This window comes from Streptomyces sp. 796.1, from assembly GCF_047525675.1.
Lineage (GTDB): Bacteria > Actinomycetota > Actinomycetes > Streptomycetales > Streptomycetaceae > Streptomyces.
This window is the reverse complement of sequence record NZ_JBLIWA010000023.1, coordinates 47334-68877: the sequence shown is the minus strand read 5'-3', so window position 1 is coordinate 68877 and position 21544 is coordinate 47334. Positions and strand designations below refer to the sequence as shown.

Annotated in this window: 19 protein-coding genes; 6 read left to right on the top strand and 13 right to left on the bottom strand. The window is 71.2% G+C overall.

Going from position 1 to position 21544, the window contains the following annotated elements:
* Positions 1–14: 14 nt before the first annotated feature.
* Genes ACMA1D_RS17290 through ACMA1D_RS17280 form a run of 3 tightly spaced genes read right to left on the bottom strand, consistent with a single transcriptional unit; the run spans position 15 to position 2254 of the window.
* Entirely contained in the window at positions 15–821 is an 807-nt protein-coding gene (locus ACMA1D_RS17290; RefSeq protein ID WP_414724877.1) for an acetoacetate decarboxylase family protein, read from the bottom strand.
* Positions 818–2062, bottom strand: coding sequence for an NAD(P)/FAD-dependent oxidoreductase (locus ACMA1D_RS17285; protein ID WP_414724876.1), 1245 nt, complete (start codon positions 2060–2062; stop codon positions 818–820). The genes ACMA1D_RS17290 and ACMA1D_RS17285 overlap by 4 nt, the downstream gene beginning before the upstream one ends.
* Before the next feature lie 3 nt (positions 2063–2065).
* On the bottom strand, positions 2066–2254 hold the full coding sequence (locus ACMA1D_RS17280; protein ID WP_349997848.1) for a ferredoxin: 189 nt from the start codon (positions 2252–2254) through the stop codon (positions 2066–2068).
* A gap of 442 nt (positions 2255–2696) precedes the next feature.
* Between ACMA1D_RS17280 and ACMA1D_RS17275 the strand changes: the two genes are divergently transcribed.
* Together ACMA1D_RS17275 and ACMA1D_RS17270 are read left to right on the top strand one after the other, a co-directional pair.
* A complete protein-coding gene (locus ACMA1D_RS17275; RefSeq protein WP_414724875.1) occupies positions 2697–4052 on the top strand; it encodes a glutamine synthetase family protein in 1356 nt (451 codons plus the stop codon).
* Positions 4053–4072: 20 nt separating this feature from the next.
* The gene (locus tag ACMA1D_RS17270; protein WP_414724874.1) at positions 4073–5380 is read left to right on the top strand and encodes a cytochrome P450; all 1308 of its coding nucleotides are present in this window, start codon (positions 4073–4075) and stop codon (positions 5378–5380) included.
* A gap of 131 nt (positions 5381–5511) precedes the next feature.
* On the opposite strand, the gene ACMA1D_RS17265 is transcribed toward ACMA1D_RS17270, so the two are convergent.
* From ACMA1D_RS17265 to ACMA1D_RS17225, 9 genes are all read right to left on the bottom strand, one after another.
* A complete protein-coding gene (locus tag ACMA1D_RS17265) occupies positions 5512–5916 on the bottom strand; it encodes a nuclear transport factor 2 family protein (protein ID WP_414724873.1) in 405 nt (134 codons plus the stop codon).
* A gap of 29 nt (positions 5917–5945) precedes the next feature.
* The gene (locus ACMA1D_RS17260; RefSeq protein WP_414724872.1) at positions 5946–7394 is read right to left on the bottom strand and encodes an aldehyde dehydrogenase family protein; all 1449 of its coding nucleotides are present in this window, start codon (positions 7392–7394) and stop codon (positions 5946–5948) included.
* 58 nt (positions 7395–7452) lie between these two features.
* The gene (locus ACMA1D_RS17255) at positions 7453–8043 is read right to left on the bottom strand and encodes a TetR/AcrR family transcriptional regulator (protein WP_414724871.1); all 591 of its coding nucleotides are present in this window, start codon (positions 8041–8043) and stop codon (positions 7453–7455) included.
* An 8-nt stretch (positions 8044–8051) separates the two neighbouring features.
* Positions 8052–8906: an ATP-binding cassette domain-containing protein gene (locus ACMA1D_RS17250; RefSeq protein ID WP_414724870.1), complete on the bottom strand. Its 855-nt coding sequence runs from the start codon at positions 8904–8906 to the stop codon at positions 8052–8054.
* Positions 8903–10696: a dipeptide/oligopeptide/nickel ABC transporter permease/ATP-binding protein gene (locus ACMA1D_RS17245; RefSeq protein ID WP_414724869.1), complete on the bottom strand. Its 1794-nt coding sequence runs from the start codon at positions 10694–10696 to the stop codon at positions 8903–8905. Before ACMA1D_RS17245 ends, ACMA1D_RS17250 begins: the two co-directional genes overlap by 4 nt.
* Positions 10693–11634 carry an ABC transporter permease gene (locus ACMA1D_RS17240; RefSeq protein WP_414724868.1) on the bottom strand — a complete coding sequence of 314 codons (942 nt, stop codon included), beginning with the start codon at positions 11632–11634 and terminating at the stop codon, positions 10693–10695. The genes ACMA1D_RS17245 and ACMA1D_RS17240 overlap by 4 nt, the downstream gene beginning before the upstream one ends.
* Before the next feature lie 62 nt (positions 11635–11696).
* Positions 11697–13208 (bottom strand): ABC transporter substrate-binding protein, encoded by a 1512-nt coding sequence (locus tag ACMA1D_RS17235; RefSeq protein WP_414724867.1) that lies wholly within the window; start codon positions 13206–13208, stop codon positions 11697–11699.
* 242 nt (positions 13209–13450) lie between these two features.
* Positions 13451–14449 carry a methyltransferase gene (locus ACMA1D_RS17230; protein ID WP_414724866.1) on the bottom strand — a complete coding sequence of 333 codons (999 nt, stop codon included), beginning with the start codon at positions 14447–14449 and terminating at the stop codon, positions 13451–13453.
* 67 nt (positions 14450–14516) lie between these two features.
* Positions 14517–15485, bottom strand: coding sequence for an aldo/keto reductase (locus ACMA1D_RS17225; RefSeq protein ID WP_414724865.1), 969 nt, complete (start codon positions 15483–15485; stop codon positions 14517–14519).
* A gap of 88 nt (positions 15486–15573) precedes the next feature.
* Here ACMA1D_RS17225 and ACMA1D_RS17220 point away from each other — a divergent pair, with 88 nt between their 5' ends.
* On the top strand, positions 15574–16317 hold the full coding sequence (locus ACMA1D_RS17220) for an SDR family NAD(P)-dependent oxidoreductase (protein ID WP_414724864.1): 744 nt from the start codon (positions 15574–15576) through the stop codon (positions 16315–16317).
* 498 nt (positions 16318–16815) lie between these two features.
* Here ACMA1D_RS17220 and ACMA1D_RS17215 read toward each other — a convergent pair whose 3' ends face one another.
* Entirely contained in the window at positions 16816–18252 is a 1437-nt protein-coding gene (locus tag ACMA1D_RS17215; RefSeq protein ID WP_414724863.1) for an amidohydrolase, read from the bottom strand.
* A 99-nt stretch (positions 18253–18351) separates the two neighbouring features.
* Between ACMA1D_RS17215 and ACMA1D_RS17210 the strand changes: the two genes are divergently transcribed.
* The 3 genes from ACMA1D_RS17210 (at position 18352) to ACMA1D_RS17200 (ending at position 21513) form a co-directional block, all read left to right on the top strand.
* On the top strand, positions 18352–19461 hold the full coding sequence (locus tag ACMA1D_RS17210; protein WP_414724862.1) for a zinc-binding dehydrogenase: 1110 nt from the start codon (positions 18352–18354) through the stop codon (positions 19459–19461).
* Positions 19462–19531: 70 nt separating this feature from the next.
* A complete protein-coding gene (locus ACMA1D_RS17205; RefSeq protein WP_414724861.1) occupies positions 19532–20494 on the top strand; it encodes an aldo/keto reductase in 963 nt (320 codons plus the stop codon).
* Positions 20495–20496: 2 nt separating this feature from the next.
* Positions 20497–21513, top strand: coding sequence for an alpha/beta hydrolase (locus tag ACMA1D_RS17200; protein ID WP_414724860.1), 1017 nt, complete (start codon positions 20497–20499; stop codon positions 21511–21513).
* Positions 21514–21544: the final 31 nt, after the last annotated feature.

The window sequence follows — 21544 nt, the reverse complement described above, 5'->3', positions numbered from 1 at the left end:
GTGGTGTGGTGGGGTCACTGGGCGTCGGAGGTGCCGGACTCCAGGAGTCGGCCGCCGTCCCACACCACGCCGACCTGCCGGTAGTAGGCGGCGATCGGTTCGCGGATCTCCAGTCGGGCCAGTTCTTCGGTGGGTGCCTCGAAGAGTTCGAGTTCGGCGTCGCCCGTCCAGGGCTGGCCGCCTTCGAAGGAGGCGGCGCCGGAGGAGACGAGTTCGTCCAGGGCCAGGCCGCCGCCCTTCTCGATGGAGGGCAGCCAGCGGTGGTGGGCCATCGGATGGCCGTTGACGAAGCCGTTGGTCTCGGACGGTTCGCGCAGCGTGACGACGGCCTGGGCCAGGCGGCGGTCGGCGGCGGCCAGGGTGGCGCCGAAGCGGGCGCCGGCCGCGATCCGTGGGGCGGGCCCGTACGGGTGCGGGCGGGTCTGGTGCACCGAGCCGAGCTTCTTCGGGTAACCCTGGTGCAACCCGCGGGCGATGGCGAAGTCCTTGTCCACCCAGATGTACACGCAGCGGGTGTAGGTCTGCTCGCGGTACTTGCAGCGGACGACGGCGAACGCCTCCTTGTACTGCGAGAGGACCGGGTCGAGCAGTTCCCGCCCGGAGGCGCTGCACGACTGCCAGTCGGCCCAGATCAGCGCGACCGCGCCGGGGTCCTCGTCGGCGAGTTCCAGCGGCGCCGGCAGCAGTTCGCGCACCCGGGCCGGGTCGGTGCGGTACTCGATCGTCAGCAGGTCGCCCGAGTAGTGCCAGGGGGGCGACGGGATGAGCGAGGCGTCGCCGGTGGCGGTCTTGGGGTGGAAGTATCCACGGACGCTGGTCAACGGGGGCTCCTTGCGGTGGTGACGGTCGGGGCTGGCGTGGCGAGCAGGTCGGCGCGGAAGCGGGCGGCGGCGGCCGTGGCCCCCGGGCCGCCGATGGCGACCACGCCGACCAGTCGGCCGTGGCGCAGGTGGCCGACGACGAGGTCGCCCTCGTCGGCCGGGTCGCCGTGCAGTACGCGGACCTCGCCGGTGCCGAGCGCCGGGGCGCCGAAGGACTGGAGGCGGAAGTCGTGCTGGTCGCTCCAGAACGTCGGCAGCGGGGTGAAGGGCGGCAGGTCGTGGGCGTCGGCCCGGGCGTCGCCGAGGTGGGCGGCGAGCACCCGGGCGGCGTGTTTGGCGGTGTCGGTGGGCATCGACCAGTGCTCGACGCGGCGGGGCAGGTCGTCGTAGCGGGCGTTGGGGAAGCGGGCCACGTCGCCGACGGCGACCACCTCGGGGCGGTTGCCGACCCGTAGCCGGTCGTCGGTGCGGACGCCGTCGGTGAGGTCGAGTCCGTTGTCGGCGAGCCATTCGGTGTTGGGGAGCGAGCCCACCGCTTCCACGACGACGTCGGCGGCGAGTTCGCTGCCGTCGTCCAGTTGCACGCCGGTGACCCGTTCGGAGCCGGTGAAGGCGGTGACGCCGCGGCCGAGTGCGAAGCGCACGCCGCGCCGCTGGTGGCGAGCGAGTACGGAAGTGGCCAAGAGTTCACCCAGCGAACGGAGCAGGGGCAGCGGCAGCGGGTCGATGACCGTGACGCTGGCCGCGCCGAGCGCCACGGCGGTGGCGGCGACCTCACAGCCGATGAATCCGGCGCCCACCACGACCACCCGTACGCCCGGTGCGACCAGCGCGGTGCGCAGCCGTTCGGCGTCGGCCAGGGTGCGTACGACGTGCCGTCCGGGCAGTGGCCCCGGGCAGGTCAGCCGGCGCGGGCGGACGCCGGTCGCGGCTACCAGGGCGCGGTAAGGCAGCGTCCGGCCGTCGTCCAGGTGCAGCAGGCGGCGGTCGAGTTCGGCGCGTACCACCCGGGTGCCGAGTTGCCAGGTGGCGTCGGCGACGCTGGCGCGCGGCCGGAAGGTGAGGGAGGCGGCGGAGGCCGTGCCGGCGAGGAAGTCCTTGGACAGCGGCGGCCGGTTGTACGGGGGCTGGGGCTCGGCTCCGACCAGGGTGATCGGGCCGAGCCAGCCTGCGGCGCGCAGTTGTTCTGCGGTGCGCAGACCGGCCAGTGCGGCGCCGGCGATGACGACGGGGGCGCTCACGGCTCAGTCCTCGATCCGGATGGCCTGGAGGGGGCAGACGTCGGCCGCCTCCTCGACCGCGTCGGCCAGTGCGTCGTCGGGGTCGGAGACGTAGGCCAGGCGGCCGGTGTCGTCGAAGCTGAAGACCTCGGGGGCGGCGAAGACGCACTGGCCGTGGTCCTGGCACGTGTTCATGTCGACGACGACCTTCATGACCGGTCCTCCTGATACGGGTGCCGTGGGGCTCGGGGTGGTGGGGCTGCGGCGCAGCGCTGGGGCGGTGGAGCGGGGTGCGGCTGTGGCGCGGAAACAGCGGAGCAGGGGCGGGGAGAAGAGCGGGAGGGAGGGGCCCGGCACAGGGGCCGGGCCCCGGTCAGCCAGCGGGACGGCGGGCACCACCGCAACTCGTTTGGCTTCAAACAAGATAGGAAGCGACACCCCCGCGGTCAATACCTATCCGGATGGATAAATTTCTTCGACCAACCCCTTGCCGGGGCGCGACGGGCTGCCTACCGTTTGACGTCAAATAACGGCGGCTCCCGACGCACCGCAGTGCGCAGCCGCCCCACCGCGGCGCACGTCCGCCCCCCTTACTCCCCTCTCCCCCAGCGCCCCACGGCCTGGGGAGGCGCCCCCTTCCCCTGAGGAGCAACCGGTGAGCGCATCCGACACCCCAGCCGTCCGCCGGCGCATGGAACAACTGGCCGCCGAGGGCATCGACGTGGTCCGGGTGACCTATCCCGACCTCATCGGCACCGAACGGGCCCGGGACGTCCTCCTGGACCACCTCCCCTCGGCGATGACGCACGGCCTGGCCTTCTGCCGCGCCGTCTACCACACCAGCCCGCAGGGCGACACGGTCTCCGTCGCCGGCGGGCTCGACGCCGGGTTGCCCGACATCTGCGTCACCCCCGACCTCGACACCCTGGCCGCGCTGCCCTGGGAGCCCGGGGTGGCCACCGTGCTGGGCAACGTCACCGACCCGGCCACCGGCCTGCCGGCCCCCGAGTCACCCCGCGACCTGCTGCGCGCCGTCCTCGACACCTGGGCCGAACACGGTCTGCGCCCGGTGGTGGGACCGGAGTTGGAGTACTTCCTGTGTGACGCGGCGCCCGAATCCGAGCAGGGTTGGCGGCGCTACAGCGAGGCCGACGGCGTCGTCTACACGGCAGGGTTGCGCGCCGACCCGGACAACCATCTGCTGCGCACCCTGCGCCTGCTGCGCGACTTCGACATCGGCGTCAGCAGCGGCAACCACGAGTACGACGGCGCCCAGTTCGAGATCAACCTGACCCACGGCGACGCCGCCGAGGCCGCCGACCGTGCCTTCCGCTTCAAGTCGGCGATCAAGGAGCTGGCCCGTAAGGAGGGACGGCTGGCGACCTTCATGGCCAAGCCGTTCAACGACGCGGGCGGCTCCGGATTCCACCTCCACCTGTCGTGCCTGGACGCGGCGGGCGGCAACGCCTTCGCCGACCCGGCGGCGCCGCACGCCCTGTCCGCCACCGCCCGGCACGCGGTGGCCGGGGTGCTGGCCCACGCCCCGGCGCTGTCCGCGCTGGCCAACCCGACGGTCAACTCCTACAAGCGGCTCGGGCCCGACACCCTGGCACCCTGGCTCATCGACTGGGGCCTGGACAACCGCAGCGCCATGGTGCGCATCCCACCCGAGCGCGGCGCCGGCTCCCGGCTCGAACTGCGCCTGGGCGACGCGAGCGCCAATCCGTACCTGCTGATCGCCGGCACCCTCGCCGCGGCCCTGATCGGCATCCTGGCGGGCGATGAGCCACCCGCCCCGCTGGAGGGTTACGGCTACGACAGCGCGCGTTCGGCCACCTTGCCGACCAGTCTGCCGGCGGCGTTGGACGCCCTGGAGGCGGACACCGCGCTGACCGAACTCCTCGGCAAGGACTTCACCGCCTCCTACCTCGCGTACAAGCGCGACGAGGTCACCCGCTTCCACCGGCACGTCACCGACTGGGAGTTCACCGAGTACGCCTACCACCTGTGACGGCAAGGAGTCGCGCGCCCATGACCCAGCTCCCGAGCCAACCCGACCGGCAGTCCATCGCCGACGCGGTGCGCGAGCCGCTGCCGCTGGACCAGGTGGACCTCGCCGACCTGGACCACTTCGCGGACGGCGTCACACCCTGGCGGATGTTCCACACCCTGCGCCACGCCGACCCGGTGCACTGGCAGCCCGAGCCCGCGCCGAACGCCGGCTTCTGGGCCGTCACCCGGCACGCCGACATCGCCCGCGTCGACCGCGACGCCGAGACGTTCACCTCCACCAAGTTCGTCAACCTGGAGGAGGTGGACGAGGACCAGATCAAGCGGCGGGCCTCGCTCCTGGAACTGGACGGCGTGCGCCACCGGGCGCTGCGCAGCCTGCTCCAGCGGCAGTTCGGCGCCCGCGTCATCAACAGCTACACCGACTTCCTGCGCGGCCTGACCGCCACCACCTTGAACGCGGCGCTGGCCAAGGGCAGCTTCGACTTCGTCAAGGAGGTCTCGGCCGACTTCCCCATCAACGTGCTGGCCCGCCTCCTCGACGTGCCGCCCGAGGACAACCAGCAGCTCATCAACTGGGGCAACCGCATCATCGGCCACACCGACCCCGACTACGCCGACGTGCTGCTGCACAGCGAGGAGAGCGAGCGCTACCGCGACCTGCCGTTCCGCTCCCCCGCCTCGCTGGAGGTCTTCGCCTACGGACGCGAGCTGGCCCGGCAGCGGCGCGGGGGCGACGCCGGCGACCTGGTGTCCAAGCTGGTCAACGAGGTGCCGCGGGACGGGGTGCCGCTCTCGGACGCCGACTTCGACAACTACTTCCTGCTGCTGGTGGTCGCCGGCAACGAGACCACCCGGCACACCATCAGCCACGCCATGCTGGCCCTGCTCCAGCACCCCGACCAGCTCGCCCGGCTACGGGACGACCCGGCGCTGATCCCCGGCGCGGTCGAGGAGTTCCTGCGCTGGGCCTCGCCCGTCTACCACTTCCGCCGCACCGCCACCCGGGACACCGAGCTGGGCGGCAAGCGGATCAAGGAGGGGGACAAGGTGGTGATGTGGTTCGCCTCCGGCAACCGGGACGAGGAGGTGTTCCCCGATCCGTACCGCTTCGACGTGGCGCGCCGCGACAACGACCACCTCACCTTCGGCAAGGGCAGCCCGCACCTGTGCCTGGGCAACCTGCTGGCCCGTACCGAGATCCGCATCCTGTTCGAGGAGCTGGTGCCACGGCTGGCGGACATCAAGCTGGCCGGCGAGGCCCCCCGGGTGCGCTCCAACTTCGTCAACGGCATCAAGCACCTGCCGGTCGAGGTCACGCTCGCCTGAGACACACCCACCCAGACCAGTTGGCCCCCGCGGACGCCGCCGCGGGGGCCAACTGCCGTTCTGCATAGGGTTGTTTTATGCCAGCCTGGCCGCTCAGCCTGCCGCTCTGACCTGATGCCCGGCCCTGCTGATCACCCCTGCGGCCCGGCGCCCGCTGCCGCATCGCGGCGGAAGAAGGTCTTGCTGGCTATCCGCCACTCGCCGTCCTGGCGGACCAGGGAGAAGTGGTTGGTGAAGTCGTGGCCCTGGTAGCCGAACTCGTCCAGGACGGCCACCGCCACCTCGCCGCTGATCTCCACCGACCGGATGGCGTACGTGTACTCCCGGCTCCACTGCGCGCTCTCCGTGTCGGCGGCGACCACCTCGCAGAACGCCTCGATCGGCGCCGAGACGAACTCCTCGCCCAGATAGCCCCACATGTGCGCGTCGGGGCGGAAGGCCGCCCGCACCGCCTTCGGGTCGGCGACGCTGACCGCCGACACGTATGCCTGTACGGCCGCGTGCACGCCCTCGTGGTCGGCTGGGTCCTGACTCATCTGTCTCTCCTCTTGTGCGGTCGGACGGATCACCCGTGGTGCATCCATACGCCCTTGGTCTCGGTGAACACATCCAGCGCGGCGGAGCCCATCTCCCGCCCCCAGCCGCTGGCCCCGAAGCCGCCCCAGGGCGCGGCCGGGTCGGGTATCGGCGGCATGTTGACGAACACCGCGCCGGCCCGGACGTCGCCCGCGAGCCGGTGTGCGGTGGCCAGGTCGGAGGTCCACACCGCAGCCGCCAGGCCGTAGCGGGTGTCGTTGGCCCGGGCCGCGAGCTCGTCCTCGTCCTCGTAGGTGAGGACGGGCAGCACGGGGCCGAAGACCTCCTGGCGGGCGATGGTCATGTCGTCGCGCACGCCGGCGAAGACGGTGGGCCGGTAGAAGTTGCCGGCCGCCAGGTCGCCGTCGGCGCGCAGCCCGCCGGTGACCAGTTCGGCACCCTCCCCCACCCCCTCCTTGACCAGGGCGTCCACCCGCGCCAGGTGTTCGCCGGTGACCAGCGGCCCCAGTTGGGTGTCGGCGGCAAGGCCGGGGCCGAGGCGCAGCTCCGCGACGGCGGCGGCGAGCTTCTCGGTGAACTCATCAGCCCGGCTGCGGTCCACGTAGAAGCGGGCGTAGGCGGCACACACCTGTCCGCTGTTGAGCAGCGCCCCCTGCACGTTGCCCCGTACGGCGGCATCGATGTCGGCGTCCCTGGCAATGATGCTGGGCGCCTTGCCACCCAGCTCCAGGGTGACGCGCTTGAGGTCGTTCGCGGAGGTCCGGACGATCTCCTGGCCCACCTCGGTGGAGCCGGTGAAGGAGACCTTGTCCACCCCGGGGTGGGCCACCAGGGCCTTGCCCGCGGTGGGGCCGCCGGTGATCAGGTTGACCACCCCGGGTGGGAAGCCGGCCTCCTGGCACAGCCGCACCAGGTGTTCGCTGGTCAGCGGGGTCTGTTCGGCGGGCTTGAGGATCACGGTGTTGCCGCAGGCCAGCGCCGGGGCCAGCTTCCACGCCGCGATCATCAGCGGGAAGTTCCAGGGGGTGATGAGCGCGCACACCCCGACCGGTTCGCGGCGGGTGAAGTGCAGGGTGTTCGGGAAGGAGACCGGGCTGACGGTCCCCTCGATCTTGGTGACCCAGCCCGCGTAGTAGCGGAAGTGTTCCGCGGCCCCGGCGACGCTGACACCGCGCGCCACCCCCAGGGGCTGTCCCTGGTCGCGGGTCTCCAATTCGGCGAGGTGGTCGGCGTCGCGTTCGATGAGTTCGGCGACCCGCCACAACAGCCTGGCGCGTTCGGCCGCTGGCAGCGCGGCCCACGCCGGGTCGGTCAGGGCGGCGCGGGCCGCGTCCACGGCGGCGTCCACGTCCGCCTGCCCGGCCTCGGCGCAGGTCGCCAGGACCGTTCCGGTGGCGGGGTCGTGGGTAGTGAACTCCGCCCCGTCGGTGGCGGCGGCCCACTCGCCGCCTATGAAGAGCCGGCCTCGTACGTCCATACAAGATCCTTTTCTTGGCCTTCGTCACGGCCCCGCGCAGGCACCCGCGGGAACCGGATCAGTCGATGATGTTGCGCATCAGCCGGTCGACGTACGCGCGGTGCTCGGGGATCAGCGCGCCGTCGGGGAACATCAGGGAGGTGACGTTGGCCCCGATCGACATGTCGATGACCTCCCCCGCGAGTTCGAGCACGGTCGGCGCGTCACAGGGCTCGTCCCTGCCGCGCGCCGCCGCGATCCGCACCGCCAGCCGCCGGCGCCACTCCCCGAGGTGCTCGCGGTAGAGCACCGCGAGTTCCTCGTTGGCCATCGAGTGCTCCCACAGTGCGAGCAGCACGCGGGCGGAGTCGATGCGGTACTTGTCCAGCGGCAGCGTCACTTCGATGTCACGCCGCAGCGCCTCCTGCGGGTCGAGCGAGGGGTCCGCTTCGAGGATCCGCTCGTTCATCTCCGCGAGCACGCTCTGGAAGGTGGCGGCCACGATGCTGTCTTTGCTGGGGAAGTAACGCTTGAGCGCACCATTGGCGAAACCCGCCTCAGCGACGATGCTCCTCATGGTCGCGGCCTCGAAGCCGCCCTGGATGATGAGCTTCTTGGCGACGGCGACGATCTCTCGCCGTCGCTGATCGTGGTCGATAATCTTCGGCATAGTTGTCCCTACGGTACTGGCGACCCCGCCGTCGCACGAAGTCCGAGCCAGCTCCGCCGGCGCTCGGCCTGCCGTGCCGGGTCGGCGACCGGGGAGGCCAGCAGCAGCCGGCGGGTGTAGGAGTGCTCGGGGTTGCGCGTGATCGTCTCGTTCGGTCCGGTCTCCACGCATTCTCCCTGGTACATCACCGAAACCCGGTGACAGATGCGCCGGACCACGCCGAGGTCGTGGGAGACGAACAGGTAGGAGACGCCGGTCTCGCGCTGGATGTCGATGAACAGGTCGATGACCGTCGACTGGGTGGTCAGGTCGAGCGCGCTGACCGGTTCGTCACAGACGATCAGCCGCGGTCGGCGCACCAGCGCGCGGGCGATCGCGATCCGCTGCCGCTGTCCGCCGGAGAACTCGCTGGGGTAGCGGTTCACCGTGTCGGCGGGCAGCCTCACCTGATCCAGCATCTCGGCGACCGCCTTGCGCGCGTCGGCCTTGCTGGTGCCCGATGCGGTCAGCGGCTCGGCGAGGATCTGACCGACGGTCAGCGTCGGGTCGAGCGAGCCGTACGGGTCCTGGAAGACGACCTGGAGGTCGGCGGCCAGCCTGCGCCGGGCAGCGCCCTTGGCGTGGGTGATGTCGGCGCCGTCGAAGGTGATGCGGCCCGATGCGACCTCGGCCAGGCCCAGGATGGCCTTGCCCAGTGTCGACTTGCCCGATCCGCTCTCGCCGACCAGGCCCACGCACTCGCCGGGTGCGATGGTCATCGACACGCCCTTGAGGGCGCGGAAGGTGGTGCGGCCCCTGCGGTAGTCGACGACGAGGTCGTCCACCTGGAGCAGCGGGGTGGCTTCGCGCGGTTCCGTGTTCATGAGTGCACCGTCCGTCCGGCCGTGCTCCAGGCCGCGTCCAGGTCGGCGCGGCTCTCGGTGTCGTCCTGCGAGGCGTGGATGAGCTCAGCGGTGTAGGGGTCGCTGGGGTTGGCGAAGATCTGGTCGACGGTGCCGGTCTCGATGACGCGGCCGTCCTTCATGACCGCGACCCGGTCGCAGATGTCGGCGACCACACCGAAGTTGTGGGTGACGATGACCAGCGCCATCTGGAACTCCTGCTGGAGCTCCCGCAGCAGCTCCAGCACCTCGGCCTGGACGGTGACGTCCAGGGCCGTGGTCGGCTCGTCCGCCACCAGCAGGCTGGGGTTGCCGGCGACCGCGCCGGCGATCAGGACGCGCTGCGCCATGCCGCCGGAGATCTGGTGCGGGTGGGAGGCCATGACGCGGTCGGGGTCGGTGATGCCGACCCGCAGCAGCATCTTGCGGGCCCGCTCCTTGGCCTCGGCCTTGGACAGCTTGTGCACCGCCCGCAGCGGCTCGATGAGTTGGTGCCCGACCGTGTAGCAGGGGTCAAGGTTGCTCATGGGCTCCTGCGGTACGTAACCGATCTGGGTGCCGAGCAGGGCGTGCCGGCCGGCCCGCGGCAGGTCGCCCACGCTCTGGCCGCCGAGCCAGATGCCGTCGGCGACGGCTCGGCCGTCGGAGGGCAGCAGGTCGAGCGCGGAGAAGACGGTCTGGGACTTGCCCGAGCCGGATTCGCCGACGATGCCGAGCACCTCGCCGGGGGCGACGTCCAGGCAGACGCCGCGGACGACCTGCTTGTCGCCGTGGGCGGTGCGGTAGCTGACGCGCAGGTTGTCGATGCGCAGCGCACTGGCCTCCAGCGGGTGCACCATGTCGCCGCTCTTGCTGGTCACCGCCTCGCTGACCGGCTCGGCGCCGCGCCGGCTCCGGGGCGCGGGTTCGGCCCGTACGCTCACCAGGTCGGCGAGGGTGGAGCCCATGAAGGCGAGGGCGGCGATGGTGATGCCGAGCGCGGCCGATGGCCACAGCAGGATGAGCGGGTGGTTCAGCATGGTGCGGAACCCGTCGTTCATCATCTGGCCCCAGTTGGCGTCGGACGCGGTGCCGATGCCGAGGAACTGGAGGCCGGTCTGCATGCCCATCGCGATGCCTGCGGTGAGCGCCGACTGGATGATCACCGGGGCGTGTACGGCGCGCAGTACGTGGGTGTGCAGGATCTTGAGGTGGGTGAGTCCGGCGACGCGGGCGGCGTCGATGTAGGGCTCCTGGCGCACGGCGAGCGCCTTGGAGCGCGAGATGCGGTAGTAGCCGGGTGCCATGAACGCGCCCACGGTCACCATCAGGATGGTGAAGTCGGCGCCGGTGCCGGCGGCGACGATGAGCAGCACGATCATGCCGGGTACGGACTGCACGCCGTCGCTGATCCAGGAGAAGACCCGGTCGGTGAGCCCGCCGAAGTAGCCGGCGGCCACCCCGGAGGGCACGCCGAGCGCGATGCCCGTCAGACAGGCGACGGCCGCCCCGTACAGGGTGGTTCGCGCTCCGAACAACAGCCTGCTGAGGATGTCCCGGCCGGCCGAGTCACCGCCCATCCAGTGGCTTGAGTCGGGCGATGCCTGGGTGAGGGCGAAGTCGACGAAGTTGGGGTCGTGCGGGGCGAGCAGCGGGGCGAACAGCCCGGCGAAGACCACCAGGAGGAAGACCGCGAGGGCGCCGACGCCGACGGGTCGGCGCAGGTAGCGGGCCCACAGGCCGTGCTTGGCTGGGACGGGCGCGGTTGCTTCGGGTGATGCGGCAACGGTCATTTCTCGCGCACCTTCGGGTTGACCCACCCGAGCACGAGGTCGAGCAGGAAGTTGACGACGACGACGAACACCACGGTGACGACGGTGAGTCCGAGCAGGACCGGGATGTCACCGATCTGGGAGGCCGACTGGGTCAGGCTGCCGATGCCCGGCAGGTTGAAGATGATTTCGACGACGACAGCGCCGCCGAGCAACCCGACGAACATGACCGCGAGCACGGTGAGCGCGGCCGGTGACGCGTTGCGCAGCACGTGCACCGTCACCCGGCGCGCGGAGAGCCCGCGGGCCCGCAGCGTACGGACGAAGTCCTGGTTGTTGACTTCGAGGAAGCCGTTGCGGAGCTGTTCGGCGATCATCACGATGGCGCCGAGCGCCAGGGCGATGGAAGGCAGGGTGATGGAGCGCAGCCAGCCGCTTCCGGAGTGGGAGAACGGTACGTAGCCGACGGCCGGGAACCACTGGAGTTTGATCGCGAAGGCCATCACCAGCATCAGGCTCACCCAGAAGCCGGGGAGGGCGAAGAGGACGACCGAGGCGAGCTTGAGGACGCGGGAGAGGACGCCGGTCGGGCGCAGCCCGGTGGCGACGCCCACGACGAGGCCGATGACTGCCGCGAGCAGCGTGGCGGCTATCACGATCGAAAGGGTGACGGGAACGCGTAGGCTGATCTGGTCGGAGACGGGCTGGAAGTTACGCCACGAGGTGCCGAAGTCGCCTCGTACGGCGTGGCTTGCCCAGTCCCAGAACTGTGTCATGAGCGGGCGGTCCAGGCCGAGTTGCTCGCGCATCGCCGCCCGTTGGGCCGGAGTGGCGCTGTCGCCGAGCAGGGCGGCGGTGGGATCGCCGATGGCCAGGTGGGCCAGGAAGAACGAGGCGGACGTGACGACCACCAGGAGTACGACTCCTGACAGCAGACGCCGAATGGTGAATCTGATCATGTAAGGACCCCTCTGGGGGCGGTGGTCACCCGCGCACCGGGTGACCACCGCCGTTACGGGAACTAGCCGCGCTGGATGAACCGCAGGGTCGGGAACATCATCCCGGTGATGGGGGTCACCGTGACGCCCTTCTTGCTGAAGTAGGTGTTGTCCGCCTGGTACCAGACGTTCTGCCAAGCCTGGTCGGTGACCGCGGCGTTGAGCTCGCGGATGTGGGCGAGTTGTTCCTTGCCCGTGGTGGCGTCGATGTCCCCGAGGAGTTGGTGGAGCTTCGGGAACGCTTCGGTGGAGGGGTTCGGGTTGAACCACTGTTGGGAGGCGATCCGGCCGTCGACCGACGCTGCCGAGTTGGAGTCGAGCGCCACCACCGCGACGAACATGGGGTAGGTCGACGCGTTCTTCTGGTAGTCGGCCGGCGACAGGTTCTTCCAGGTCACCTTGATGCCGAGCTGGCCGAGAATCTGCTGGACGGCCGGCTGCCAGGCTTGGAAGATCGACGACATCGGCATGGTCACCTTGAAGCCGTCGGCGTAGCCGGCGTCGGCCATCAGTTTCTTGGCCTTGTCCATGTCGAAGGCGTACCGGTCGTTGAGCGTGGGGTCGTAGGCGGGGTCTCCGGCGGGGAAGACCTGGTTGGTGGCGACCCCGGCGCCCTGGCCGACCGACTTGAGGATGGCGGCGCCGTCGAAGGCGTGGTTGATCGCCTGGCGGACGCGCAGGTCACCGAGTGGCTTGAGCTGTTTGCCGGTGCGGTCGGTGAACTGGATGCCGACCCAGGTGGCTACCTTGGCTGAGATGTTCCAACTGTTGCGCTTGGCGTGCGGGATGTCGGCCGCATTGGCGTAGGCGACGTTGAGTTGACCCGAGAGCATGGCGTTGAAGCTGGCGGTCGGGTCGGAGATCGGGAAGATGTTCACGGAGTCGAAGGGGTAGGTCTTCCGGTCCCAGTGCTGGGGCTTCTTGCTGAAGACGTACTCCGAGCCGGGTGTCGACTTCCCCGTGTTGAAGGTGTAAGGGCCCGAGCCGACGGGTTGCATCGCGAGCGACTTCGCCTTGATCGCGGCGGGTGAGGCCATCCAGCTCCGCCCGAGCCCCATGTTGTAGAGGAGGGCGTCGTCCTTCTTCTTGAGGTGGAGGGCGATGGTGTTCGCGTCCACCTCGCGGATGCCGGTGACGTTGGCGTACGTCTGGCCGGAGCGCACGCCCCTTTGCAGGTGCTGGAGGTTTTGCACCGCGGCTGCCGCGTTGAACGGCTGCCCGTCGGTGAAGGTGACACCGGAGCGCAGTCGCATGGTGAGTATCCGCTGGTCTCGCGAGTACGTCCAGGACGTGGCGAGTGCGGGAACCGGGTGGGAGTCCTTGTCCAGGGCCACCAGGGGGTCGTAGACGGCTGACAGGTAGGGACCGTCGAAGCCGATGTCGGCCAGGGCCGGGTCCCAGGAGGTGACGTCGAGGAGGGTGCCGATCTTGATCTTCTCGACGGGTCCGCTGCCGGAGTCCGCTCCGGCGTTCGTACAGGCGGCCAGCGCGAGGGCGATGACCGCGACAAGTGTGGCTCTCCAGATCCTCTGCATGGAATCTTCTCTCAAGTAAGAGGGGCGCTGATGCCAGATCGAGCCGGGAGAGGAAAACCGCTGTCCTCTTCGCCATCGCAACGCTCAGCCCAAAGACGGGGGGTGGATCAGATGTTCCCTTGCCCGCCATCTCACGTGTCGTGGCCGTTAGTCTACGGACGTCGGCAAAAAAGGCAATGGCCCCGCCACAGCCAAATTGGCAGGGGCGGGGCCGTTGTTCAGCCGGGTGTTACGGGTCGGCGTCAGACCGCTTCCGCGACGATAACGCGCGGGCTGCCGGGCAGCGCAAGTACCTCGCGCTGACGCCATCCGGCGGCCGTCAGCCACTCGGTCACCTCGGACTCGGGGTAGACCACCGTACCGTCGATGACCAGGTATTCCCCGGCGTGCAGGGCGTCGATCGGGCGCTGCCGCTCGTCGTCGTCGAGCAGGAAGTCCAGCAGCAGCAGGGTGGCGCCCTCGCGGGCGGCGGCCCGGGCGTTGGCCAGGATGACGCGGTTCTGCTCGGCCGTGAAGCGGTGGATCACGTGGTTGACCATGACCAGGTCGTGATCACCGCCGGGGTTGGCCGAGTCGGTGGGCGCCGGGTCGATCTGACCCCGCTCGGTGAGGCCGGCCGCGGCCAGCGCCTCGGCGATGGCGTCGGTGGAGGCCGGGTCGAAGACGAAGCGGGCCGAAAGCTCGGGGTTGGCCTGGAGCGCGCCGATGGCGAAGGCCGGCGAGAGACCACCGAGGTCGAGCAGCGAACGGTAGGGGCCGAAGTCGAAGGTGCGGGCGAGCATGGCGGCGTGCAGCGCGTTGTAGCGCATGACGCCGGCCATGAACGACTTCCACCGCTCCTCGTCCATGGCCAGGTCACCGGGCTTGGTGGTGTCGACGGTGGTGTCGAACTGGAGCCAGTGGCCGTAGCTGATCTCGTTCAGGAAGGACAGGAAGGGGTGCAGGTCGAGCTCGCCCTCGCCGGTCAGGTGGGCGGCGGTGTCCGGCGTCAGCCGGTAGCGGCCCTCGCGGCGCTCCAGCAGCCCCAGGCCGTTCATGGCGTCGGCGAGTATCCGCGCCATCCGCTCGCTGACCCCGGTCGCGGCGGCCAGTTCGGCCACGTCGCGCTCGCCGTCGACCAGCGCGCGGAAGATGCCGGTACGGGCGGCGGCGAAGAGCTGCTTCGCCCCCATGTAACCGATCGCGATCTCAACGATGCGGTCGGGAGAGCCGGGCGAGGTGGGCGTGCTGGGTGCGGTCATCGTGTCCTCCTGAAGTGTTGTGCTACGGGGGTTGAGCCGGTGCGGGTGCGCCCGTGGGCGGCCCGCTTCACCAGGTGCCGTCCGCCGCGACGTCGCGGTCGAGCCACAGGCCCGCCACCGCCTCGCGCAGCGCCGTGGCACCCACCCGGTCGAGCAGCGCGATCGCGCCGACGTTGTCTTCGAGCTGGGCCTGTCGGGAGACCCCGACCAGGACGTTTGCGGTGCCGGGGTTGGCCAGGCAGAAGGCGATGCCCAACTGGGCGGGCGAGGCCCCCAGGGACTCGGCCAGCCGCTGCACCTCGCCGAACGAGGCGGCGATGCGCTCGCGGATGCCGCCGACGTCGGCGCCGATCTTGCGGGCCGGTTTCAGGTTGCCCACCAACATGCCGCCCTCGAAGACGTCGGACGCCTGAAGGGCGAGCTCTCCGGAGTCGAAGAGCGGCGCGTAGTAGTCACCCTCGGCCATCGACCTGCGCACCAGCCCGTACTTGAGCTGCGCGAAGGTGGGTGGCACCAGGCCGCGTTCGCGTGCGATGTCGATCGCCGCACGCAGGTCGCGGTACTGCCAGTTGTTGACGCCCCAGGTGTCGAAGCGGCCGGCCTCGATCTGCTCGGCGACGTCGGTGACCACCCGCGCCACGTCGAGCTCGCCGAAGTAGTCGCCGACCACCACGGTGTCGGCCCGCTCCACGCCCACCCGCTCCAGCGAGGTCTCCATCTGCTCGGTGAACCCGGTGGTGGGGTAGTCCCAGAGCCAGAGCTTGCCGCAGAACTGCCAGTCGGCCCGGGCGAGGCCGGCCTCCCGTACGGCGCGGCCGAAGATCAGGTCGGTCCGGGCGTTCTCCGCGTGCGGACCCATGTTGTAGTACGCGACGTCGAAGAAGGCGCAATCGAGCTCCGCGGCCCGTGCGATCAAGGCCACCGCGTCATCGAATTCCATCCGGTCCCAGGTGTTCCAGGACCCCAGCGCCAGCACCGGAACATCGGGGCCACCGGGCCCCAACTGGCGGCGCGGCACGGACTGCGTAGTGCTCAAAGCTCCTCCCGGAAGCCTCGGCTTTTTCGTCTACACTTGTATACTATACGGCCGACGCCGCAACAGGGGTTGTGGCGCGAGGGGAGTGATGATGAAGCGCACACGTACCGTGCTCGTCACCGGTGGGGCCGGCGGAATCGGTCGCGCCGTGGCCGCCGCCTTCGCCGCGGCGGGTGACACCGTGGTGATCGCCGACCGGGACGCGGAGCGCGTCGCCGCCACGGCGGCCGAACTCGGCGTACACAGCCGGGTACTCGACATCACCGACGCGTCCTCGATCATCAGCGAACTCGACTCCATACACAAGGAGTTCGGCGCCATCGAGGTGCTGGTGAACAACGCGGGGCTGCTGACCATCCACGGCAGCCTGCTGGAGTTGGCCGGCAGCGATCTGGACACCATCTTGCGGACCAATGTGGTGGGCACCTTCCTGATGACCCAGCACGTCGCGCAGCGCATGGTGGCGGCGGGCACCGCCGGCACGGTCGTCAACCTGTCGTCGATCGGCGGCCGGCAACCCACCCCGGGCATGGGTGGCTACGAGAGCAGCAAGGCGGCGGTGGACGCACTCACCCGCTGGGCCGCCATCGAGCTGGCCGAGCACGGCATCCGGGTCAACGCGGTGGCTCCCGGCCCGGTGCTCACCGAGATGCTGGCGGTCGGCATGCCGGAGGGCTCGCCCCAGCGCCAGGCGTGGGAGAGCCGCATCCCGCTGCGCAAGATGGCCGCCATGGAGGACGTCGCCGCCGCGGTCGTCTTCCTGGCCAGCGACGCCGCCGCGCACATCACGGGTACGAGCCTGCCGGTGGACGGCGGCCAACTGCTCACCTGACGGGTGGGGCCTTGACCCGGGCACCTGACCTGGGCACCTGTCGTGGCCGGCGGCCCACAGTCTGGCGGCGCACGTTCGACGAACGCCACCGCCCCCGGCGACCCGCCCGGCCACCCGGTGGCCACACCCGCCGGGGCGCCCGCGTCTTCCTGGCGCCCCGGACCGCCTCGTAACACCAAGCACATCGGCCCCGCCGCACTTCCGTGCAGCGGGGCCGATGCCGTTCCCCGGCGGGTGGCCTGGCGTCCCCCAGGACGGGCCACCCGCCAGGAGCGGGGGCGGGGCCGGCACCGGGGCCGACTCCCCCACGGCTGTGGGTGGGGGCCGACCCACCCCACCCACAGCCCGTCTGACATGCCCCGGCTCGACCCACCCGGCAACGGCGGGTGGGCGCTGGCGCGAGGGTTGGTTGGCCTGCGCACAACCGACCCGCGGCCACGTCGCGGCCCACCCACCGGCCGGCCCACCCACCACCGGGCAGGCCCGCCGGAGCCGCCGTCAGGCTGTCTCGGGCACCACGGTCGCGGGTGCCCCAGCCTCGGGCGCTGCGGCCTCGGCCGCCACGGCCCCGCGCCGGTAGATGACCTCGCCGTCCAGGACCGTGAGGTCCACCGCGACGTCCGGCAGTTCGGCCGGGGTCACCGCGAGCGGGTCCGTTTCGAGTACGCACAGGTCAGCGACCATGCCGGGGGCCAGCGTGCCCTTCCAGTCCAGGGCGTGGTCCTGGCGGGCGGGCTCGACCGTGTAGCAGCGCAGCAGCCGTGCCATGCGGCGGCGCGGGTCGTTCGTGGGGCCCATCCACTCGTCGGCCGCGGCGATCTGCCGGCGCCAGTCCGGGGACAGCACGGGGGCGTCGGAAGTCAGGCACAGCGACACCCCCTCGTCCAGCACGGCCTGGAGCGGCCAGGCCGCTTCCGCGGCGCCGGGGCCGAGCGCGGCGTCCACCAACGAGCGGGTACGTACCGCGATCTCCGGCTGGGTGTCGAGACCGACCCCGAGCGCCGCCATCCGGCGCAGTTGCGGCCGGGTGACCAGGTCGCCGTGGATGACGTAGTGCCCGAGGTCGGCGTCCTTCTCGGCGCGGGCCCGTTCGATCGCATCGAGGGTGACCTCGATGGAGCGGTCACCGGTGGCGTGCACGCCCACCTGGTGGCCCGCGTGGTGGGCGGCGATGATCATCCGGCTCAGGTTCGCCTCGCGCTCCGCGTCGTCGGCGCCCGCCACCAGCAGGGATGCGCTGACGCCGTCCGCGTAGCAGTTGTGCGTGTAGGCGGACTGCATGGGCGGGATGCCGTCGGCGAATATCTTGACGCCGGCGAAGCGGAGCCACCGCGGGTCGCTGGTGGCGCCGTCGGTCGCGGCGAGCCCGGCGAGGAAGCTGTCGATGTCGCTCGGCCCGTCGAGCTCGCCGAACAGCCACAGCACCGTGACCCTGGCTCGCAGCAGGCCGTCGGCCGCCAGGGCGCGGTACTGCTCGGCGACCGAGGAGCCGAACGCGCCACTGGCGCCCTCGTCCTCGCCGGGCCCGAGGCCGGGCTCGGTGTAGCTGGTGATGCCGAGCGAGGTGGCCAGTTCGCCGGCGCGCAGGATCGCCCGGCGGCGCTGGGCGGCGTCCGCCAGCGGGCGCTGCGGCGGCGGCCCCGGCGCCACGTGGTCGCCGAAGAGCGTGTCGGGCCACATGGCACCCAGCCACGTGGCGTGCAGATGGGCGTCGTTGATGCCCGGGAGGACGGCGCGGCCTTCGAGGTCGATCACCTCGGTGGCCGCGCCGGCCAGCGCCATCACCTCATGGTCGGCGCCGATCCGGGCCACGCGCCCCTCGCGGACCGCGATCGCGGTCACTCCCTGGCCACCCGGGGACAGGGAGTGGACCACACCGCCTCGCAGGATCAGGTCGGCCGGTGCAGGTTGGGCGTCGCCGTCGGCTGTGCGCACGGGTGCTCCTCGTTGCTCTCAGGGTCTCGACATTTGAGTCAACGTCCGTAGACTAACGCATCGTCGAGCCCCCGATACGCTCGATCCGAAGGAGCTTCGATGGACTTCCCCTCCTCGACACGTGCCGCCGTCCTGAGCGAGCACGGCGCCGCGCTCGACCTCACCGACCTGCCGCTTCCGGCGGAACCCGAACCGGGCGCCGCCCTGGTGCGCATCGTCTGCACGACGCTGTGCGGCACCGACATCGAGATCTGGTCGGGCAAGATGACCTTCCCCGGCATGTTGCCGATGGTGCTCGGACACGAGATGGTCGGCGAGATCGTCGCCCTCGGCGATGGCACCCGGGACGCGCTGGGCCGCGAGTTGCACGTGGGCGACCGGATCGGCTGGTCCGAGTCGACGTGCGGCGCCTGCCACGGCTGCACCGTGCTGCGCGAGCCGGTCGCCTGTTCCGACCGCGGCTACGGGTTCCGGCAGCGCGCCGACGTGCACCCGTACGCCACGGCCGGGCTCTCGGAGTACGCGTACGTGGTCCCCAAGGCGGCCAAGCTGCTGCTGCCCGACGGCGTGCCCGACACCTGGGCGGCGATGGCCGGCTGTGCGGCGAAGACCGTGCTGCGGGCGTTCTCCCGGGCCGGCGGTGTGCGGCCCGGATCCCGGGTGGTGGTGCAGGGTTCGGGTGCGCTCGGCCTGTTCGCGACCGCGGTCGCCTACCTCGGCGGCGCGGGCTCGGTGATCACCGTCGGTGCCCCGCAGGCGCGGCTGGACCTGGCCAAGGAGTTCGGCGCACAGCACACCGTGGACATCGCCGACGGCTCGGACGCCGCGGTGGCCCGGGTGCAGGAACTCACCCAGGGCCAGGGCGCCGACCTCGTACTGGACTTCGCCGGCGCGCCCTCGGTCGGTCGGGAGGCGGTGGCGATGGCCGCCCAGCGCGGGCGCGTGGTCATCGTGGGCAGCACCGGGCCGGTCTCCGACCCGCTGGCGCTCGGTGCGGTGATGGGCAAGGAGCTGACCATCGTCGGCTCGCTCAACGGCGACATCGCCGACTACCACGAGGCGATCGGCTTCTTCACCTCCTTCGCCGACCGGATGCCCTGGGACCGCCTGTTCGGCGCGCCCGTCGGACTCGCCGAGGCTTCCGCGCGCATCGCCGCGATGAGCCGGCACGAGGAGATCAAGGCCGTCATCGACCCCCGGCTGCCCTGAGCGCGGCGAAGACTCCCCCTGAGCGAGTGCGATCCGGCTCCGTGAGCCGACCCGCAGAAAGGAATCACGCGTGACCAGCACACTGCTTCCCCGGCGCCGCATCGGCACCAGCGACCTGGAGACCTCGGCGCTCTCCCTCGGCTCGTGGCACATCTTCGACCGGATGGACTTCGCCGACGCCGTAGCCATGGTCCGCTACGCGCTCGACCGCGGGGTCAACCTGTTCGACGTGGGTGTGTACGGCCTCCCCGGCAAGCCCCCGGTCTTCACCGACGTGCTGTGGGGATCGATCATGCGCGCGGTGGGCGTGCCCCGCGACGCCTATCTGGCCTCGGTGAAGCTGTGGATCGAGGGCTTCGGCGAGGAGGGCTTCAAGCCCCAGTTGGACAACGCGTTCCTGCGCACCGGGCTCGACCGGGCCGACCTGGTGATCCTCGGCGACCTGCGGCGCGATGACGTACGACTGGAAGACCTGGTCGACGACCTGGCCGGGCTCACCGACGCCGGGCTGATCCGGGCCTGGGGCGTCAACAACTGGTCGGCCTCCAACATCCGCGAGCTGCGCCGGATCGCCGCCGAGCGCGGGGTGGCCGGGCCGCAGATCGCGCAGCTCAAGTACAGCCTGGCGCGCCGTTCCATCCCGGACGGCGAGCCGTTCGCCGAGTTGTTCGGCGCCGGGTTCAGCATGCAGTCGTCGGACGTGCTTGAGGGCGGCATCCTGGCCGGCCGGACCGCGCCCACCCGGGAGATCGGGCGCGACCCCGGTTCGGTCCGCGAGGCGATCGTGGCCACCGTCCCCGGCATCGTCGAACTCGCCGAGAAGCTGGGCACCACGGCCGCCCAACTCGCCGTCGCCTTCACCCTCAGCCACCCGGCGAACGTCACCACCCTGGTGGGCGCCACCCGGCTTGAGCAGGTGGAGCAGAACATCGGCGCCCTCGACCTGCTGGAGCGGGTCGGCGCCGACGAACTGCGCTCGCTGGTCGAGCCGTTCTGGGTGGACCGCGGCATCGTCGACCCGGAAGGTCCCTGACCGTGCCGGCCGAACCCGCGGTGGGCGGCGTGCCGCGGCCACGCCCCGTCCCCTACGATCCGCAGCTCGAACCGGGGCTGGCCGCGTGCCGCGAACTCATCGAGGGCATCCCGCTGCGGGCCGCGACGATCCTGGCCAACCGCGCCCACTTCGCCACCATCGTGCCGCCGCTTGAGACGGTGATCGGCGACCATCCGGTGGAGTTCGAGCACGTGCGGGTGCCGGGTCCGGCCGGGGCGCCCGAGGTGGAGCTGACCGTGCTGCGGCCACGCGGCGAGGTGCGGGACGCGCCGGGGATCTACTCCATCCACGGCGGCGGCATGGTCCTGGGCAACCGGTTCTTCGGGGCCGCGGGCCTCGTGGAGGACGTGGTGCGCTACGGGGCCGTCGCCGTGACGGTCGAGTACCGGCTCGCTCCCGAGCACCCGGCACCGGCCGCCGTCGAGGACTGCTACGCCGGGCTGCTCTGGTTCGCCGAGCACGCCGCCGAACTCGGCGTCGACGCCGGCCGCATCGTGGTCAGCGGGTCCAGCGCGGGCGGCGGCCTGAGCGCCGGCGTCGCCCTGCTGGCCCGCGACCGCGGCGGCCCGGCGCTGGCCGGCCAGGTCCTGGACTGCCCGATGCTGGACGACCGCAACGAGTCGGTCTCCAGCCGGCAGTACGACGGCATCGGCATCTGGGACCGCAACAACAACGACACGGCCTGGAACGCGATCCTCGGCGCCGACCGGGGCACCGACGCCGTGTCCCCGTACGCCGCACCCGCCCGCGCGGACGACCTGTCCGGGCTGCCGCCGGCCTTCATCACGGTCGGCGCCGCCGAGGTCTTCCGGGACGAGGCACTCGCGTACGCGAGTGGGATCTGGGCCACCGGCGGCCAGGCCGAACTGCACGTATGGGCCGGTGGCTACCACGGCTTCACGGGCTTCTCGCCGGACGCCGAGGCGTCCAGGGCCGCGGCTGCCGTGCGGGACTCCTGGCTGCGGCGGGTCCTTGGGCAGGGCGGCCGGTGTCCATGACGTCGCAGACCACGCCGGGGGGGGGGGGGGG